Here is a 17703-nt window from a genome sequence, read left to right on the forward strand (position 1 = left end):
TTGCGACAAGGGCGTTTTTTAACGTCAAAGCGGTCGGAAAATGCCCGCCATCAGCCAGCTCGACGCAACAGCCAGAGCCCCGCCACGGCACAAACACCCGCCGGCACCAGCACCGAAAGCAACGGCGGGAAGCCGAACACCTGGCTCGAAGGCCCCAGCAGATCCTGAACGATGCGGAAGGTGAAGCCCACCAGCACGCCGGTGAACACCCGTTGACCCAGGGTCACCGAGCGCAGCGGACCAAAGATGAAGGAAATCGCCATCAACACCAGAGCGGCAGTCACCAGCGGCTGCAACACCTTGACCCAAAATGCCAGCCAGTAGCGGCCATTGTTCAGCCCCTGGTCCGCCAGATAATGGATGTAACTCCACAGGCCACTGATCGACAGCGACTCGGGCACCATGATCACGGTGTTCAGCAACTGCGGACTCAACGCAACGTCCCAGCGCTCTTGCGGGGTCGAAACCACTTCGGTGCTGCGCTCGTGGAACAGCGTGGTCGTGACATCCGACAACTGCCAGTGATCGTTTTCGAAGTTGGCACGCTTGGCGAAACTCGCCGACAGCATGTGCCGCTCTTTGTCGAAGCGATAACGGGTCACGCCATACAGGATGCCGTTGGGTTGTACCGAGTTGACGTGAATGAACTCATCGCCCTGGCGGTGCCACAAGCCGTGCCTGGCGCTTTGTGCATCACCGCTGCCCTGGGCCAGCGAGCGATTGGCCTGTGCGGCGGTTTCAGCGGGCGGAGCGACGTACTCGCCGACCAGCACGCCGGCCAGCATCAATACCAGCATCGGCTTCATGACCGCCCAGACGATCCGGCCGATCGACACGCCGGCGGCGCGCATGATGGTCAGCTCACTGTTGCTGGCCAGGCTGCCCAGACCGATCAGGCAGCCGATCAGCGCAGCCATCGGCAGCATTTCGTACATCCGGCGCGGAGCGGTCAACAACACATAACTCAGCACATCGACCAGGGTGTAGGTATCGCTGATTTCCCCCATCTCGTCGATGAAGGCAAACAGTGTCGCCAGACCAAGAATGATCCCGAGCACCGCCAGGATCGCCATGAACACACTGCTACCAATGTAGCGATCAAGCTTAACCACGGGCCACCTCCAGCGCGCTGCGGCGACTCGCCCTCTTCAAGCTCAAGGGTTCCCAGTAGAGCAAGCCCAGGCCGATGGACAGGAAAATCCCGTGCACCCACCACAAGCCAAACACCGCAGGGATCTTGCCCTTGTCGAGGGCACCGCGGGCGGCAATCAGAATGCTCAGGTAAGCCATATAAAGAAGAATCGCCGGCAGTAACTTGAGGAATCGGCCCTGACGCGGGTTGACCCGTGACAGCGGCACCGCCATCAAGGTCACGATGAACACCAGCAACGGCAGAGACATGCGCCATTGCAGCTCGGCGCGCATGCGAATGTCGTCACTGCCGATCAATGTACGGGTCGGCATTGCGTCACGGTCGGTGACTTCGTCACTGACTTCCGGTTTTGGCAGCAACACACCGTACTCGTCATACTTGATCGCCCGGTAGTCGGCCTGCCCCGGACTACCGTCATAGCGATAGCCGTTATCAAGAATCAGGTAGCGGTTGCCGTCCGGACGAATTTCCTGGCGCCCCTTTTCCGCCACCAGCACAGAAATCCCGCGATCCTTGTTATTGGAACTGATGTTTTTTTGCGAGATGAACACACCACCCAGATTGACGCGGTCATCGGACATGCTCTCGGTGTAGGTGACCCGGGTGCCGTCGCGCAAAGCCTGGAAACGCCCTGGCTCCAGGGTATCGAATTCGGTCAGGGCATCCTGCTTGTTCAGCAGCAACTGAAACTGATTGGCCCCCTGTGGCGCCAGGCTCAGGCTCAGCCACGCCACGACGAGCGCAACCAGGGTGGCCGGGAACAGCGTCATGCAAAACAGCCGCTGCTGGCTCATGCCCGTGGCCGAGAGCACGGTCATTTCGCTTTCGAGGTACAGGCGCCCGTAGGACAACAGGATCCCGAGAAACAGCCCCAGTGGCAGGATCAGCTGGAGGAAGCCCGGCAGGCGATAGCCCATGATCAGGAACAACGACCCCGGATCCAGCAGGCCCGAAGCCGCCTGGGCGAGGTATTTGATGAAGCGACCGCTCATGATGATGACCAGCAGCACGGCACTGACGGCGCTCAAGGTCAACAGGACTTCGCGGGATAGATAACGGAAGACGATCAAACCAGACACTCCAGGGTTGTCAGGCTAAGGCGGCCGAACAAGCAAACGTATCGGACAGCCCGCAAGGCAGAGCCGCCGAAAAAAGATGGCGCATTATCCTGTGATTGGGTGCGCCTGTCACTGCGCAATGCATCCCCCCCTTGTAGGAGCGAGCCTGCTCGCGATGGTCGTCAACGATAACGCGGGGAGCCTGACACCCTGCGTCAATCTTGGGTTCTTCGCGAGCAGGCTCGCTCATACATTCGTGCGGTCGAGGGTTGTCAGCCGCCGGTAGCGAGGTTCAAACTGCGGCCTTTGTCGCCGGTCGATCCTGGCGCCTTTCTATTTATAAGCAATCGACGCACATAAGGTGTCGGGCGCATGCGTGATAACCATCAATTCAGGGACCCGGACATGGAACTGGTTGTAAAAAGCGTCAACCCCGAAACGTTGAAGACCGCCACTCTCGTGGTCTCCGTCGGCGAAGGCCGCAAGCTCGGCGGTGTTGCCAGACAACTCGACGAACTGAGCGGCGGCGCGATCAGCACTGTGCTCAAGCGCGGCGACCTGGCCGGCAAGGTCGGCCAGAGCCTGCTGCTGCACAGCCTGCCGAACCTCAAGGCCGAGCGTGTGCTGCTGGTGGGCGTTGGCAAGGACGACGAACTGGGTGACCGCCCGTTCCGCAAGATCATCGCCGGCATCCTCAATACCCTCAAAAGCCTGGGCGGCAGCGATGCGGTGCTGGCCCTGGATGAAGTGGTCGTCAAAGGCCGCGACAGTTATGGCAAGACCCGCCTGCTGGCCGAAACCCTGGTGGACGGCGAGTACAGCTTCGACCAGTTCAAGAGCCAGAAAGCCGAACCCCGCGCACTGAAGAAAATCACCCTGCTGACCATCAAGGCCGCCCAGGCTGAAGTGCAACGCGCCGTGACCCACGCCACCGCCATCGCCAACGGCATGGCCTTCACCCGTAACCTGGGTAACCTGCCGCCGAACATCTGTCACCCGACCTTCCTCGGTGAGCAGGCCAAAGACCTGGGCAAAGAATTCAAGGACCTGAAAGTCGAAGTCCTCGACGAGAAGAAGATCAAGGCCCTGGGCATGGGCTCGTTCTACGCCGTCGGCCAGGGCAGCGCCCAGCCTCCGCGCCTGATCGTCATGCAATACAACGGTGGCAAGAAATCCGAGAAGCCGTACGCGCTGGTCGGCAAAGGCATCACCTTCGACACCGGCGGCATCAGCCTCAAGCCGGGTGCCGGCATGGATGAAATGAAGTACGACATGGGCGGCGCCGCCAGCGTGTTCGGTACCCTGCGTGCCGTGCTCGAGCTGAAGCTGCCGATCAACCTGGTGTGCATCCTGGCCTGCGCCGAAAACATGCCGAGCGGCAACGCTTCGCGCCCGGGGGACATCGTCACCACCATGAGCGGCCAGACCGTGGAAATCCTCAACACCGACGCCGAAGGCCGTCTGGTGCTGTGTGACGCCCTCACCTACTCCGAGCGCTTCAAGCCGCAAGCGGTCATCGACATCGCGACCCTGACCGGCGCCTGCGTGGTTGCCCTGGGTTCCCACACCTCGGGCCTGCTGGGCAACAATGACGAACTGATCGACCAACTGCTGAGCGCCGGCAAGGCTGCCGACGACCGCGCCTGGCAACTGCCGCTGTTCGATGAGTACCAGGAACAGCTGGACAGCCCGTTCGCCGACATCGCCAACATTGGCGGCCCGAAAGCCGGCACCATCACTGCGGCCTGCTTCCTGTCGCGCTTCACCAAGAACCAGAACTGGGCGCACCTGGACATCGCCGGCACGGCCTGGACCAGCGGCGGCAAGGACAAGGGCGCCACTGGCCGTCCGGTTCCCCTGCTGACCCAATACCTGCTGGACCGCGCCAAAGCCTGAAACCGTTGATGGGCGGCGGCGTCACTTTTCGGTGGCGCCGCTTGCCGCTCTGGAACCGCAATGACCAAAGTCGACTTCTATATCCTGCCCAGCGCCGATCCTTCGGCACGCTTGGACTTTGCCTGCAAGCTCACCGAGAAAGCCTGGCGAATGGGCCACCGCATCTACCTGCATTGCAGCGACGCGGCCCAGCGTGACGATCTCGATGCGCGGCTGTGGACGTTCAAGGGCGAAAGCTTCGTGCCCCACGGCCCTGCCGACAGCGAGCCTGAGGGTTTGATTGTCCTGGGGTTGGGCGATGACTGCGGTCAACATCAGGATTTGCTGGTCAATCTCGACCTGAAAGTCCCGGCCTTCGCCAACAGGTTCGCCCGGGTGGCGGAAGTGGTGGTGGAGGATCCGACGATCAGAGCGGCCGCGCGGGAGAGTTTCCGTTTCTACCGCGAACAGGGCTATCCTCTGCAAGATCACCGTTTACAGCGACTCTGAGCCTTCCAATGGACACTCCAAAACCGCTGCAACAGTCCGCGCACCTGCTGGACGACCTTGAGTCGATCCGCCAATTGCTCGGCGATGACAACCTGCAACCGCCTCTGCTGACCGACACGGTCGAGGAAGGTGATCAGGAACAGATTCCCATGTTGTTCGACGCCGTGAGCGAACCTTCGCCACCCGTCGTACCGACAACGCCTGCCCCGATCGTTGAACCCGTCACCGCGGCGACGTCGACGCCCGCCCCCAGCAAGAACCCGGATGACTTGCTGCACCTGGACAGCGAATTGCGCGCCGCCGCGCAATTGATCATGCAAGACGTGATCGACGATTTCGCCCCGCACATCGAGACCGAAATCAAACGCCGCCTCAGTGCGCGACTGGAGCGCTTGTTGAGCCAGTACAACGACTGAACAGCTTGCAGTGGGGGGGCTCTTCTGTGGGAGCGAGCTTGCTCGCGATGACGATCTGTCTGGCACATCAATGCTGAATTTGCTGACCCCATCGCGAGCAAGCTCGCTCCCACACAAAGCGTCTCGCCACAAGTTGAATCTTCAGGTACTGAGATAGCGTCCGATCAACGCGATCCCGCTGGCCAGCACCAGCCACGTCACCAGGCGCACAAACGCCTCGCGGGACAAGCGCATGGTCAGCCGTCGACCGAACCACAGCCCCAGCACCATCGCCGGCAACAGACAAACCGCCAGCACCAGCAACGGCAAATCGGCATACACACCGGCGATTGCAAACAGGCTCAAACGCACCACCGTACTGCAACTGATCAGCGCACTCTGGGTGGCCCGGGCTGCCTCCTTGGGCAACCGGCTGTTCAAATAGATCGCATAGAGAAAGCCGCCGCTGCCAAACAACGCGCCAAACATTCCACCCACCGTCCCCATCGGCAGCGCCCACGCGGCGGACAACTGCGCCGGACGGACCTTTATCCACAGGCTGTAAATTGCATAGGCACTAATAAACAGCCCCATCAGCAGCAGCAACAGGTCGGATTTCAGGTTCAGCAGGAATATCACGCCAAGTGTACAGCCCACCGCCATGCACGGCAGCAACCGCAACAGCTCCGGCTTCGCCACATCGCGCCGTGACGGCAGCAGATTGCCGAATGCCGCGACAAAATCCAGCAACACCAGTAAAGGCACGATCTTCGACAGCGGCATGAACAGAATCAGAATCGGCCCCGCCACCAGCGCGGTGCCGAAACCGGCGATGCCGAACACGATGTAGGCCAGGGCGATGCCCGCACCGATTACCAGCCAGTCCAGCGGGCCGAATGGCCATTGGTTCAACAGTTCAAACACATTCATCCGAACATCTTCCTTGATCACATGAGGCGACTTTACCTCTGTGGGAGCGAGCTTGCTCGCGATGGCGATCTGTCTGGCACATCAATGCTGAATTTGCTGGCCCCATCGCGAGCAAGCTCGCTCCCACATAAATGCCCTCAATGGATTTGTGAGCAGTCGTGGAGATTGCCAGGCAAATGCCTTTAAACTGCGCCCCATGATTAAAGATCCCTTTGCAAGACTCGGCCTGGACCGCGAAGTCCTGACCGTCAGCCAGCTCAACGGCCGTGCGCGGGTGTTGCTTGAAGACGTGTTCAGCAACATCTGGGTCGAAGGCGAAATCTCCAACCTCGCCCGCCCGGCTTCCGGCCACGTGTATTTCACCCTCAAGGACAGCGGCGCCCAGGTGCGTTGCGCGTTGTTCCGGCAGAACGCGGCACGGGTTCGTCAGGCCTTGAAAGACGGCCTGGCGGTCAAGGTGCGTGGCAAGGTCTCGCTGTTCGAGGGACGCGGTGATTATCAGCTGATTCTCGACACCGTGGAGCCGGCCGGCGACGGCGCCTTGCGTCTGGCGTTCGATGCACTCAAGGAAAAGCTCAGCGCCGAAGGCCTGTTCAGTGCCGAGCGCAAGGTGCCGTTGCCGGCGCATCCGCAACGCATCGGCATCATCAGTTCGCCCACTGGGGCGGTGATCCGCGACATCATCAGCGTGTTCCGCCGTCGTGCACCACAGGTGCAATTGACCCTGATCCCTACCGCCGTACAGGGCCGCGAAGCCACAGCGCAGATTGTCCGCGCCCTGAAACTGGCCGATGCCCGCGGTTTCGACGCACTGATCCTGGCCCGGGGCGGTGGCTCGCTGGAAGATCTCTGGTGCTTCAACGAAGAAGCCGTGGCCCGTGCCGTAGACGCTTGCGTGACGCCGATTGTCAGCGCGGTCGGCCATGAAACCGACGTGTCGATCAGCGACTTCGTGGCCGACGTACGCGCGCCCACCCCCTCCGCTGCCGCCGAATTGCTGGCACCGGACTCCAGCGACCTGGTGCGTCGGGTCGAAAGCCTGCACCGACGGCTGGTGATGCGCATGCGGGACCGCTTGATGCGCGACCGCCTGCGCCTGGAAGGCGTTTCCCGACGTCTGCGCCATCCCGGCGAGCGCCTGCGCCAGCAAGCGCAACGCCTGGATGACCTGGACATGCGCATGCGCCGCGCGTTCGAGCGTAGCCTCAACATCCGCCGCGAACGCTTGATCCGCCTGGAAACCCGTCTGGCTGCACAACATCCGGGCCGGCAACTGGCAATGCTTCGCCAGCGCCTCGACAGCCTGGCCGAACGCCTGCCGCGCGCGATCCGCGAAGGGCTGAAGAGCCGTCGCCTGCAGTTGCACAGCCAGATGCAGACACTGCATGTGGTCAGCCCGTTGGCGACCCTCGGCCGTGGCTACAGCATCTTGCTGGACGAGCGCGGCAACGCGATCCGCAACGCCGCGCAAACCCATACCGGCCAGCGCCTGAAGGCCAAACTGGGCGAAGGCGAACTGCAAGTGCGGGTCGAAGACAATCACCTGACGCCCGTCACCCTTTCTTTACTGGATTGATCCATGCCGCGTTTCTTTGCTCCGTTGCTGTTGCTGCTCCTGACCTTCAACGCCCATGCCGACAGCTACATTACTCGCCAGTTGAACAAACCGGTGCCGGGAGGCGTTGCGGTGGTGGACCTGGGCACGTCCGCCCAGGCGCCAAAAGCCACTTATCAAGGTAAACCGGTGCTGGTAGTGAAGGAGCAGAACAACTGGCTGGCCATTGTCGGCCTGCCGCTGACGGTCAAGCCGGGGGTTCAATCGGTCAGCAGCGGCGGCCGTAATCTGAATTTTACGGTTGGCAACAAGAAATACCCGGAACAGCGCATCACCCTGAAGAACACCCAACAGGTCAATCCGGACCCGGAAAATCTCAAGCGCATCGAGCGTGAACTGGCTGAGCAGATTACTGCCTACCGCACGTTCAGCCCCAACACCCCGAGCAACCTGCTGCTGGACAAACCGGTGAACGGGCCGCTGTCGAGCAAGTTCGGCGTGCGGCGCTTTTTCAACGGTGAAGAGCGCAACCCCCACTCAGGCCTGGACTTCGCCGTACCCGGCGGTACGCCAATCAAGACCCCCGCCGCCGGCAAAGTGATCCTGATCGGCAACTACTTCTTCAATGGCAACACAGTGTTCGTCGACCATGGCCAGGGCTTTATCAGCATGTTCTGCCACATGTCGAAAATCGACGTGAAGGTGGGGCAGCCACTGGCCCGTGGTGACGTGGTCGGCAAAGTCGGCGCGACCGGCCGCGCGACCGGACCGCACATGCACTGGAACATCAGCCTGAACGATGCGCGGGTCGATCCGGCTATCTTCATTGGTGCGTTTCAGCCCTGAATCCTAGCCGAGGCCGATGGCCTCTTCGCGGGCAAGCCCGCTCCCACAGGGATTGCGCTGTACCTGTGGGAGCGGGCTTGCTCGCGATGGCAATATCACAGACACCGAAAGCAGTCCGGCAGTGTCACATCATCAATTGCGCACCACTCAAACCTCGCGCAAACAACAAAACAATCACTGCCAATCGCAGCAATAAAATCTCGATAAATACCCGCTCACGAGTATTCCTCTCAATTTTTTTCGACTGCTTGCCATCTTTCCCCCCCAAGGTTAGGGTTGAAGGCATGAAAACCTCTCACACCCTCATTCAGCTCCGCCAGCACCGCAGCCTGTGCCTTGTCAGTGCACGACTGCCGGGCTGAATCGTGGTGCCTCGTCCCAAGCGTTAGTCCAAGAACTTTTGATCCACCGGCAGGCCGCCTTTTTTCGGCCAACACAATAAGGATTTCCTGATGAGCATGCTCAAAGACCCGTCTTCGAAATACCGCGCGTTCCCGACCATCGACATTCCGGACCGCACCTGGCCGTCGAAAACCATCACCGCCGCGCCGATCTGGTGCAGCTCCGACCTGCGCGACGGCAACCAGTCGCTGATCGAACCGATGGACGCCGTCAAGAAGCTGCGTTTCTGGAAAACCCTGGTGCAGGTCGGCGTGAAGGAAATCGAAGCGTCGTTCCCGGCCGCCTCGCAAACCGACTTCGACTTCGTCCGCACCCTGATCGAAGGCAACCACATCCCGGACGACACCACCATCCAGGTGCTGACCCAGGGCCGTGAAGACCTGATCGAGCGCACCTTCGAATCCCTGCGCGGCGCGAAGAAAGCCATCGTTCACCTGTACAACGCGACCTCCCCTTCCTTCCGCCGCATTGTCTTCAACCAGGACAAGGACGGGGTCAAGGCCATCGCCGTGAACGCCGCCAAGCTGTTCGTCAAATACGCGGCCATGCAGCCGGACACCGAGTGGACCTTCGAGTACTCGCCGGAAACCTTCAGCGCCACCGAAATGGAGTTCGCCAAGGAAGTCTGCGACGCGGTGATCGAAGTCTGGAACCCGACGCCCGAGCACAAGATGATCCTCAACCTGCCGGCCACGGTGGAATGCGCGACGCCGAACATCTATGCCGACCAGATCGAATGGTTTGGCCGTCACATCAACCGTCGTGACAGCGTGATCATCAGCCTGCACACCCACAACGACCGTGGCACCGGCGTTGCCGCCACCGAACTGGGCCTGATGGCTGGCGCCGACCGTGTCGAAGGCTGCCTGTTCGGCAACGGCGAGCGTACCGGTAACGTCGACCTCGTGACCGTGGCGTTGAACCTCTACACCCAGGGCGTGGACCCTGAGCTGGACTTCTCCGACATCGACGGCGTGCGCAAAGTCGTCGAAGAGTGCAACCAGATCCAGGTGCACCCGCGTCACCCGTACGTCGGCGACCTGGTGCATACCGCGTTCTCCGGCTCGCACCAGGATGCGATTCGCAAGGGCTTTGCCCAGCAGAAACCGGACGCGCTGTGGGAAGTACCGTACCTGCCGATCGACCCGGCCGACATCGGCCGCAGCTACGAGGCGGTCATCCGCGTCAACAGCCAGTCGGGCAAGGGCGGTATCGCCTACCTGCTGGAACAGGAATACGGCATCAGCCTGCCGCGTCGCATGCAGATCGAGTTCAGCCAGGTCGTGCAGCGTGAAACCGACCGCCTGGGCCTGGAAATGACCGCCCAGCAGATCCACGCATTGCTGCACAGCGAGTACTTGCAGGCCAACACCCCGTACGCGCTGGTCAGCCATCGCCTGCAGGAAGAAAACGGTCATAGCGCCGTCGAAGTGGAAGTGGCCAGCCAAGGCCAGGGCGAGACTAACCTGCACTGGCGCGGCAAGGGCAACGGCGCCCTGGAGGCGCTGGTGGCCGGCTTGCCGGTACCGGTGGAAATCATGGATTACAACGAGCACGCCATCGGCGCTGGCACCAATGCCAAGGCTGCGGCCTACATTGAACTGCGTGTGAACGGCGAACGCGCGGTGCATGGCGTCGGCATCGACGAAAACATCACCACCGCCAGCTTCAAGGCCCTGTTCAGCGCACTGAACCGTTCGCTGAGCCAGCCGGAAGCGAAAGCGGCGTAACCCATCGCTGAAATGCAAAAGGCCCCGGGGTGTGAACCTCGGGGCCTTTTTGTTTGCCTGCCTGTTTTTGTATTGCTTGTCCCGGCCCCATCGCGAGCAAGCTCGCTCCCACATTTGATCGGTGTGAACGCGGTCACTGTGGGAGCGAGCTTGCTCGCGATGAGGCCCTGTCAGACAGTAAAGATTTCAGGTGAACTCGAAGGTATCGGCATCCAGATTCGCCGGAAACCGCGTGCGATACGCCGCCAGTTCAGCCGCATCCAGCACCACCTTGAACACCCCGTCAGCCTCTCCGGCACTGAGCAGCGTCTCGCCCTGGAAATCCAGGACCTGGCTGTCACCGGTATACGCAAAACCTTTGCCATCCGTGCCAATACGGTTCACCGCCGCCACATAGCACAGGTTCTCGATCGCCCGCGCCGGCAGCAAGCGGTTCCAGTGCTGACGCCGCGCACCGGGCCAGTTCGCGGTGTACAGCAGCAGGTCGGTGTCCTGGGCGTCACGGCTCCACACCGGGAAGCGCAGGTCGTAGCAAATCAACGGCCGTACTCGCCAGCCCTTGAGCTCGAACTGCACCTGGCGCTCGCCGGGGGTGTAGTGGTTATGCTCACCGGCCATGCGGAACAGATGACGCTTGTCGTAATGCCACACCTCGCCATCCGGGCGTGCCCACAACAGGCGATTGCGATGACTGCCGTCGGCGGCCTGGACGATCACGCTACCGGTGATCACCGCATCAAGCCTCAAAGCCTGAGCCCGCAGCCATTTGCTGGTGGGGCCGTTTTCCGCTTCGGCGAGGGCTTCCGACTCCATGGAGAAACCGGTGGTGAACATCTCCGGCAGAATGATCAGGTCGGCGCCGCGAGCCTGCTCCAGCAACGGTTCGAAATGCTCGAGGTTGGCCTGGCGGTCGTGCCAGGCCAGGGACGTCTGGATCAGCGCAACGGTCAGTTTCGGCAATGCACTCAGATCACGCATAGTTTTTCCGCCGCTTCATGCAGGGTCTCCTCACGCTTGGCAAAGCACAGCCGCACCAGGCGCTGGCCGACCGGTGGCGTCTGGTAGAACACCGAGATCGGGATACTGGCCACGCCGTGCTCGCGAGTCATCCACAGGGCCATCTCGACGTCATTGAGGTCCGGGCGGATCTGCGAGTAATCGACCAACTGGAAATAGGTGCCGGTCACCCGGGTGAAACTGAAACGCGACGGTGCCAGCAGATCGCAGAACAGATCACGCTTGGCCTGATAGAAAGCAGGCAGCTCTTCGACGTGCTCGGGATGCTCGGCCATAAAATCGGCCAAGGCATATTGCAGCGGCGTCACACCACAGAAATTGACGTACTGGTGCACCTTGCGCAATTCCGCCGTCAGGGCCGGCGGTGCGATCACATAACCGGTTTTCCAGCCGGTGACGTGGTAGGTCTTGCCGAACGAACTGACCACGAATGCACGCTGATACAGCTCTTCATGGGCCAGCACGCTGACGTGAGGCACGCCGTCATACACCAGGTGCTCGTAGACTTCGTCGCTGATCACATAGATATCGCGATCACGGATTAACGTCGCCAACTGGTCGAGTTCGTCACGGCTGATCAACGCACCGCTAGGGTTGTGCGGGGTGTTGAGAATGATCATCCGCGTGCGCGGGCTCAGTGCCTGAGCAAGCTTCTCGAAGTCGATACTGAAATCGTTCAGGCCCAGTTGCACATGCACGCAACGGCCGCCTGCCAGCTCCACCGAAGGTTCGTAGCTGTCGTATGCCGGGTCAAACACAATGACTTCGTCACCGCTGTGGATAACCGCCTGAATGGCACAGAAAATCGCCTCGGTCGCGCCGGGGGTGACCGTCACTTCAGTATCCACATCCACCTGTGCGCCATAACTGCGGGCGATCTTCGCCGCGATCTGCTGACGCAACACCGGCAGCCCGGTCATTGGCGAATACTGGTTATGGCCGCTGGCGATATGCCGGCCGACCGCATCGCACAGGGCCTGCGGGGCCGCGAAATCGGGAAAGCCCTGGGACAGATTGAGCGCGCCGGTCTGAGCCGCGAGCTGAGACATCTGAGTGAAGATAGTGATGCCGACATTCGGCAGCTTGCTGGTGATCATCGGTGGTTCCCTGCTCTACACCCGGCTCTACGGCGGCGCGGGGGAGTCCGAGGATAGCCCAAACGGCAGGCATGAAAAAGGGCGCCTTATAGACGCCCTTCTTCAATTGATCACCGCCGTACCTTGTGGCGAGCGGGCTTGCCCGCGTTGGGTCGCGAAGCGACCCCAATCCTGCGATCTCGGTGTGTCTGGTAGACCGCACTTGCAGGTATTGCGGCTGCTGCGCAACCGAACGGGGGCAAGCCCCCTCGCCACAACAAGCCCACCCCAAAAGAGTGAGCAAGCGCTGAATCAGCGCTTGTCGCGACGCTTCTTGTCGGCCTTCTTGTGGTGCGACATCAAACGACGCTTCTTGTTGACCTGACGGTCGGTGAGCGTGTTCTTGTTGCCTTCGTACGGGTTCTCGCCACCCTTGAACTCGATGCGGATCGGCGTACCGACCAGCTTCAGCACACGGCGGTAGGTGTTTTCCAGGTAACGCACGTAGGACTTCGGCACCTTCTCGATCTGGTTGCCGTGGATCACGATGATCGGCGGGTTCGCGCCACCAAGGTGAGCATAACGCAGCTTGATCCGGCGGCTGTTGACCATCGGCGGCTGGTGCTCGCTGACCGCGTCTTCCAGGATCTGGGTCAGGCGACTGGTCGGCCAACGGGTAACCGCGGACTTGAACGAGTTCTGTACCGACGCGTAGAGGTTGCCCACGCCGGTGCCGTGCAGTGCCGAGATAAAGTGAATATCGGCAAACTCGACGAAAAACAGACGACGCTGCAACTCGATCTTGACGAAGTCGCGCTCGCTCGGCGTCATGCCGTCCCACTTGTTGATCGCGATGACCAATGCACGACCGGCCTCAAGGGCAAAGCCCAGCAGGTTGAGGTCGTGATCCACCACGCCTTCGCGTGCGTCCATCACGAAGATCACCACGTTGGCGTCTTTGATCGCTTGCAGGGTTTTGACCACGGAGAACTTTTCGACTTCTTCGTGGATCTTGCCGCGCTTGCGCACACCGGCGGTGTCGATCAGCGTGTACTTCTCGTCGTTACGCTCGAACGGGATGTAGATACTGTCGCGGGTGGTGCCGGGTTGGTCGTAGACGATTACCCGGTCTTCCCCGAGCATGCGGTTGACCAGGGTCGACTTGCCGACGTTCGGACGGCCGATGATGGCGATCTTGATCCCGTCTTTTTCGCTTGGGCCAGGAATGCGCTTGGCTTCCTCGCCTTCGGCTACATCTTCTTCCTCGCCTTCTTCCAGCTCGTCTTCGTCTTTCGGGAAGTCACTCAGTGCGATTTCCAGCAACTGGGTGATACCACGGCCGTGGGCACCGGCGATCGGGATCGCGTGGCCCATGCCCAACGGGGCGAATTCGGCGCGGGCCATTTCCGGGTCGATGTTGTCGACCTTGTTGGCCACCACGTGGGAACGCTTGTTACGTTTGCGCAAATGCTCGGCGATCATCTGGTCGGCGGCGGTGAAGCCGGCCTTGGCATCTACCAGGAACAGAACGACATCCGCTTCTTCAATGGCCAGCAGCGACTGCTCGGCCATTTTTTCGTCCATACCGTGCTCGTCACCGGAGATACCGCCGGTGTCGATCAGAATGTAGGAACGCCCTTGCCACTTGGCCTCACCGTACTGGCGATCACGGGTCAGACCGGACAAGTCGCCGACGATGGCGTCACGAGTCCTGGTCAGGCGGTTGAACAAGGTGGACTTGCCGACGTTCGGTCGGCCCACCAGGGCGATTACGGGAACCATGCGGCTCTCCACTTCGTTATTTCAGAAAATACAAAAGCCGCTGCGAGGCAGCGGCTGGTGCTCGGGGCAATCACCGTGTGTTTTTTTGCAGGAGCGAGCTTGCTCGCGAAAAACGCAAAGACACCGCGTTTATCCAGATTGCCAACGTAATCGTTGACGTCCATCGCGAGCAAGCTCGCTCCTACACTCTTACAAACGGTGAAGCAGCCTGGGGGGTTAACCCCAAGCATAGTCAAACCTTTACTTAATGGTCAGGGCTTCCAGTTTGCCGCTGTTGCCATATACATAAATCGTGTCACCCACCACCAGCGGACGGGCACGCAAGCCGTCGCTGTCGATGCGCTCGCGGCCGACGAAACGACCGTCCACCTGACTCAGCAGGTGCAGGTAACCTTCCAGGTCACCGACTGCAACGTAGCTGGAGAACACTTCCGGAGCCGACAGTTGACGGCGAGCCAGCGAGTCGTTGCTCCACAAGGCTGTGGTGGAACGCTCGTCGACGCCTTCAACGGTGCCCGAAGATAGGGTCACATAAACGGTACCGAAACCCTGGGCGACACCGGCATAGCTGGAAGCATCACGCTGCCAGAGCTGACGGCCGCTTTGCAGGTCCAGAGCAGCAACGCGCCCCTGATAGCTGGCGACATACAGCGTCTCGCCCGACAGCAGCAAGCCACCGTCGATGTCGACCACGCGTTCCAGCTCCGAACGACCTTGCGGGATCGCTACGCGCTGTTCCCACACCGGTACGCCGTTGGAGATGTCCACGGCAACCACTTTACCGGTCGACAGGCCAGCCACCGCGAGGCGGTTGGTCACGATCGGCGCACTGGTGCCACGCAGGGTCAGTACCGCAGGCGTGCTGTCATAGATCCAGCGACGGTCACCGGTGGAGGCATCCAGGCCGATCAGACGATCGTCCTGGGTCTGAACCACCACGACTTCACCGTTGTTGGCTGGCGGCGCCAGTACTTCGCTGGACACGCGAGCGCGCCACTTTTCTTCACCGTTGATCGCGTCCAGGGCAACGATTTCACCCTTGATCGTACCAATGGTGACCAGACCGTAACCTACGCCAACGGCGCCGGAAACAGGCAACTCGAGGTCTTTCTTCCATTTGACGTCGCCGGTGTTGCGGTCCATCGCCATCAATACGCCAGTGACGTCGGCGGCATAGATGGTATCGCCATCGATGGCCGGAACCAGCATGTTGTAGGTTTCGCCCTGACCGTCACCGATCGAACGACTCCACTGCTTGTGCAGAACCACTTCTTCCTTGAAGTCGACCAGTTCGGCCGGAGGCAGTTCTTTTTTGCTGTTGCTGCTGCAACCCGCGGCCAAAATGGCCAGGGCCAGCAATGCTGCATGTTTCCAACGAATCACGTCACGCATCCCCTTTGGCCAGGTCGTCCAGCTTGATTTGCAGGCCACCGACCGCCGCTTCATCCGACAGTGCCGCCTTGGCTTTTTGATACGCCGCGCTCGCCTCGTCGGTACGACCCAGCTGCACCAGCAGGTCACCCTTGAGCTCTTCGCGAGTGGCCAGGAATGCCTTGTCGGCATCGCCTTCGAGCAGCTTCAGTGCTTCGTCGGCCTTGTTTTGCGCGCCGAGTACCTGGGCCAGACGCTGACGGGCGATTTCGCCCAGCGCCGGGTTGGCCGGTTTGGCGACAATAGCCTTGAGCTCGGTGACCGCGTCGTCCAGCTTGCCGCTGTCGACCGCTACCTTGGCCACGAACAGGCTGCCGTACTGCGCATAGGCGCTGCCGCCGAACTCGCTGTTGAGCTTGCCGGCCAGGTCCGAAACACGGGCCGCATCAGGCTTGCCGTCAGGCGTCAGCGTGGTTTCGAGCAATTGCTGATAGAGAATCGAGGCGCCTTGCGACTGATTGCTCTGATACTTCTGGAACGCCTGCCAGCCGAACACGATGACCAGCGCCAACAGGCCGCCAGTGACCAGGGGCTTACCGTTGCGTGACCACCATTCCTTCAATTCCATCAAATGTTCGTCTTCGGTACTCGACACCCCAATACTCCTTAATCGCTAATTCGGCTGTTTAGACAGCTTCAACCCTGCACGACGCAGGTGGCCAGGTGTGCTGCAAGCGCATCCCAGGCAATGCTTTGTTGTTCGCCCTGGCCACGCAGGGGTTTGAAACCTACCACTTGCTGGGCCATTTCGTCGTCACCGAGGATCAGCGCGTACAGCGCGCCGCTCTTGTCGGCCTTCTTGAACTGGCTTTTGAAACTGCCGGCGCCGGCATTCACTTGCAGGCGCAGGTTGGGCAACTGGTCACGAACGCGCTCTGCCAGGGTCAGGCCGGCCAGTTCGGCGGCTTCACCGAAGGCGCAGAGGTAGACGTCGACCTGACGGGAGATCTCTTGCGGGATCTGCTCCAGGGTTTCGAGCAACAGCACCAGGCGTTCGATGCCCATGGCAAAGCCAACGCCGGCGGTCGGCTTGCCGCCCATCTGCTCCACCAGACCGTCGTAACGGCCACCGGCACACACGGTGCCTTGGGCGCCAAGTTTGTCGGTGACCCATTCGAAAACGGTCTTGCTGTAGTAGTCCAGCCCGCGAACCAGCTTCGGGTTGATCACATAAGGAATGCCGGCGGCGTCCAGACGAGCCTTGAGGCCCTCGAAATGCACGCGGGATTCTTCGTCGAGGTAGTCGGCCATTTTCGGCGCATCGACCAGAATCGCCTGCGTCTCGGCGTTCTTGGTGTCCAGGACCCGCAACGGGTTGGTCTTCAGGCGGCGCTGGCTGTCTTCGTCCAGCTTGTCCAGATGCCGGGACAGGAACTCGACCAGTGCCTCGCGATAACGACCGCGAGACTCGCTGGTGCCCAGGCTGTTGAGCTCGAGCTTGACCGCATCGCGGATGCCCAGTTCGCCCCACAGGCGCCAGGTCAGCACGATCAACTCGGCGTCGATGTCCGGACCGTCGAGGTTGAACACTTCGACACCGATCTGGTGGAACTGGCGATAACGGCCTTTTTGCGGACGCTCGTGGCGGAACATCGGACCGATGTACCAGAGTTTCTGAACCTGGCCGCCGCCAGTGATGCCGTGTTCCAGCACCGCGCGCACACAGGCCGCCGTGCCTTCAGGGCGTAGGGTCAGGGAGTCGCCGTTACGGTCGTCGAAGGTGTACATCTCTTTTTCGACGATGTCGGTCACTTCACCGATGGAACGCTTGAACAGTTCGGTGAACTCGACGATCGGCATGCGGATCTGCTTGTAACCGTAGTTATCCAGCAGGCGCGAAACGGTGCCTTCAAAATGACGCCACAGGGGAGTCTGTTCGGGCAGGATGTCGTTCATGCCACGAATGGCTTGCAGAGACTTGCTCACTTAAATTCCTTAATTCG

The 17703-nt window shown here is 60.9% G+C and carries 17 protein-coding genes; 6 read left to right on the forward strand and 11 right to left on the reverse strand.

Annotated features, from left to right (window positions below):
- Positions 1-50: 50 nt before the first annotated feature.
- Together lptG and lptF are read right to left on the reverse strand one after the other, a co-directional pair.
- Positions 51-1112 (reverse strand): LPS export ABC transporter permease LptG, encoded by a 1062-nt coding sequence (gene lptG / locus AC1RS8_RS07695; protein ID WP_057716284.1) that lies wholly within the window; start codon positions 1110-1112, stop codon positions 51-53.
- Positions 1105-2223, reverse strand: a complete 1119-nt coding sequence (gene lptF, locus AC1RS8_RS07700; protein WP_057716285.1) for an LPS export ABC transporter permease LptF — start codon at positions 2221-2223, stop codon at positions 1105-1107. The genes lptG and lptF overlap by 8 nt, the downstream gene beginning before the upstream one ends.
- Before the next feature lie 393 nt (positions 2224-2616).
- Between lptF and AC1RS8_RS07705 the strand changes: the two genes are divergently transcribed.
- Genes AC1RS8_RS07705 through AC1RS8_RS07715 form a run of 3 tightly spaced genes read left to right on the forward strand, consistent with a single transcriptional unit; the run spans position 2617 to position 5012 of the window.
- Positions 2617-4107, forward strand: a complete 1491-nt coding sequence (locus AC1RS8_RS07705; protein ID WP_489340603.1) for a leucyl aminopeptidase — start codon at positions 2617-2619, stop codon at positions 4105-4107.
- Positions 4108-4167: 60 nt separating this feature from the next.
- Positions 4168-4596 carry a DNA polymerase III subunit chi gene (locus AC1RS8_RS07710; RefSeq protein WP_057716286.1) on the forward strand — a complete coding sequence of 143 codons (429 nt, stop codon included), beginning with the start codon at positions 4168-4170 and terminating at the stop codon, positions 4594-4596.
- Positions 4597-4604: 8 nt separating this feature from the next.
- Positions 4605-5012 carry a DNA polymerase III subunit chi gene (locus tag AC1RS8_RS07715; protein ID WP_340315351.1) on the forward strand — a complete coding sequence of 136 codons (408 nt, stop codon included), beginning with the start codon at positions 4605-4607 and terminating at the stop codon, positions 5010-5012.
- Between the two features lie 141 nt (positions 5013-5153).
- Here the strand turns inward: AC1RS8_RS07715 and AC1RS8_RS07720 are convergent, their stop codons facing one another.
- Positions 5154-5921, reverse strand: coding sequence for a sulfite exporter TauE/SafE family protein (locus AC1RS8_RS07720; RefSeq protein WP_489339793.1), 768 nt, complete (start codon positions 5919-5921; stop codon positions 5154-5156).
- A gap of 196 nt (positions 5922-6117) precedes the next feature.
- Here AC1RS8_RS07720 and xseA point away from each other — a divergent pair, with 196 nt between their 5' ends.
- Together xseA and AC1RS8_RS07730 are read left to right on the forward strand one after the other, a co-directional pair.
- Positions 6118-7497 carry an exodeoxyribonuclease VII large subunit gene (xseA, locus tag AC1RS8_RS07725; RefSeq protein WP_489339792.1) on the forward strand — a complete coding sequence of 460 codons (1380 nt, stop codon included), beginning with the start codon at positions 6118-6120 and terminating at the stop codon, positions 7495-7497.
- 3 nt (positions 7498-7500) lie between these two features.
- Positions 7501-8322, forward strand: coding sequence for a peptidoglycan DD-metalloendopeptidase family protein (locus tag AC1RS8_RS07730; protein WP_102670186.1), 822 nt, complete (start codon positions 7501-7503; stop codon positions 8320-8322).
- A 124-nt stretch (positions 8323-8446) separates the two neighbouring features.
- Here the strand turns inward: AC1RS8_RS07730 and AC1RS8_RS07735 are convergent, their stop codons facing one another.
- Positions 8447-8608 (reverse strand): hypothetical protein, encoded by a 162-nt coding sequence (locus tag AC1RS8_RS07735; protein ID WP_167362849.1) that lies wholly within the window; start codon positions 8606-8608, stop codon positions 8447-8449.
- A gap of 166 nt (positions 8609-8774) precedes the next feature.
- On the opposite strand from AC1RS8_RS07735, the gene leuA reads away from it, so the two are divergent.
- The gene (leuA, locus tag AC1RS8_RS07740; RefSeq protein ID WP_489339791.1) at positions 8775-10454 is read left to right on the forward strand and encodes a 2-isopropylmalate synthase; all 1680 of its coding nucleotides are present in this window, start codon (positions 8775-8777) and stop codon (positions 10452-10454) included.
- Positions 10455-10640: 186 nt separating this feature from the next.
- On the opposite strand, the gene AC1RS8_RS07745 is transcribed toward leuA, so the two are convergent.
- From AC1RS8_RS07745 to hisS, 7 genes are all read right to left on the reverse strand, one after another.
- On the reverse strand, positions 10641-11432 hold the full coding sequence (locus AC1RS8_RS07745) for an amidohydrolase (RefSeq protein ID WP_057716292.1): 792 nt from the start codon (positions 11430-11432) through the stop codon (positions 10641-10643).
- Positions 11420-12568 (reverse strand): pyridoxal phosphate-dependent aminotransferase, encoded by a 1149-nt coding sequence (locus AC1RS8_RS07750; RefSeq protein ID WP_489339790.1) that lies wholly within the window; start codon positions 12566-12568, stop codon positions 11420-11422. Before AC1RS8_RS07750 ends, AC1RS8_RS07745 begins: the two co-directional genes overlap by 13 nt.
- A gap of 291 nt (positions 12569-12859) precedes the next feature.
- Positions 12860-14329 carry a ribosome biogenesis GTPase Der gene (gene der / locus AC1RS8_RS07755; protein WP_057716294.1) on the reverse strand — a complete coding sequence of 490 codons (1470 nt, stop codon included), beginning with the start codon at positions 14327-14329 and terminating at the stop codon, positions 12860-12862.
- Complete coding sequence (locus AC1RS8_RS07760; protein ID WP_157858934.1) at positions 14317-14493, reverse strand: hypothetical protein; 177 nt, start codon at positions 14491-14493, stop codon at positions 14317-14319. The genes der and AC1RS8_RS07760 overlap by 13 nt, the downstream gene beginning before the upstream one ends.
- A gap of 76 nt (positions 14494-14569) precedes the next feature.
- A complete protein-coding gene (gene bamB, locus AC1RS8_RS07765; protein ID WP_489339789.1) occupies positions 14570-15721 on the reverse strand; it encodes an outer membrane protein assembly factor BamB in 1152 nt (383 codons plus the stop codon).
- Entirely contained in the window at positions 15714-16355 is a 642-nt protein-coding gene (locus tag AC1RS8_RS07770) for a tetratricopeptide repeat protein (RefSeq protein WP_057716297.1), read from the reverse strand. The genes bamB and AC1RS8_RS07770 overlap by 8 nt, the downstream gene beginning before the upstream one ends.
- A 41-nt stretch (positions 16356-16396) precedes the next feature.
- Complete coding sequence (gene hisS, locus AC1RS8_RS07775; RefSeq protein ID WP_008053247.1) at positions 16397-17686, reverse strand: histidine--tRNA ligase; 1290 nt, start codon at positions 17684-17686, stop codon at positions 16397-16399.
- Positions 17687-17703 lie beyond the last annotated feature (17 nt).

The organism is Pseudomonas sp. GW821-FHT12A04 (assembly GCF_058807755.1).

Bases quoted from the DNA above. Each gene is read 5' to 3' on its own strand.
- xseA (WP_489339792.1), top strand. From the start codon at position 6,118: ATGATTAAAGATCCCTTTGCAAGACTCGGCCTGGACCGCGAAGTCCTG.
- leuA (WP_489339791.1), top strand. From the start codon at position 8,775: ATGAGCATGCTCAAAGACCCGTCTTCGAAATACCGCGCGTTCCCGACC.
- AC1RS8_RS07760 (WP_157858934.1), bottom strand. From the start codon at position 14,493: ATGGACGTCAACGATTACGTTGGCAATCTGGATAAACGCGGTGTCTTT.
- bamB (WP_489339789.1), bottom strand. From the start codon at position 15,721: ATGCGTGACGTGATTCGTTGGAAACATGCAGCATTGCTGGCCCTGGCC.
- AC1RS8_RS07710 (WP_057716286.1), top strand. From the start codon at position 4,168: ATGACCAAAGTCGACTTCTATATCCTGCCCAGCGCCGATCCTTCGGCA.
- AC1RS8_RS07730 (WP_102670186.1), top strand. From the start codon at position 7,501: ATGCCGCGTTTCTTTGCTCCGTTGCTGTTGCTGCTCCTGACCTTCAAC.
- AC1RS8_RS07735 (WP_167362849.1), bottom strand. From the start codon at position 8,608: ATGCCTTCAACCCTAACCTTGGGGGGGAAAGATGGCAAGCAGTCGAAA.
- der (WP_057716294.1), bottom strand. From the start codon at position 14,329: ATGGTTCCCGTAATCGCCCTGGTGGGCCGACCGAACGTCGGCAAGTCC.
- AC1RS8_RS07745 (WP_057716292.1), bottom strand. From the start codon at position 11,432: ATGCGTGATCTGAGTGCATTGCCGAAACTGACCGTTGCGCTGATCCAG.
- AC1RS8_RS07705 (WP_489340603.1), top strand. From the start codon at position 2,617: ATGGAACTGGTTGTAAAAAGCGTCAACCCCGAAACGTTGAAGACCGCC.
- AC1RS8_RS07720 (WP_489339793.1), bottom strand. From the start codon at position 5,921: ATGAATGTGTTTGAACTGTTGAACCAATGGCCATTCGGCCCGCTGGAC.
- AC1RS8_RS07750 (WP_489339790.1), bottom strand. From the start codon at position 12,568: ATGATCACCAGCAAGCTGCCGAATGTCGGCATCACTATCTTCACTCAG.
- AC1RS8_RS07715 (WP_340315351.1), top strand. From the start codon at position 4,605: ATGGACACTCCAAAACCGCTGCAACAGTCCGCGCACCTGCTGGACGAC.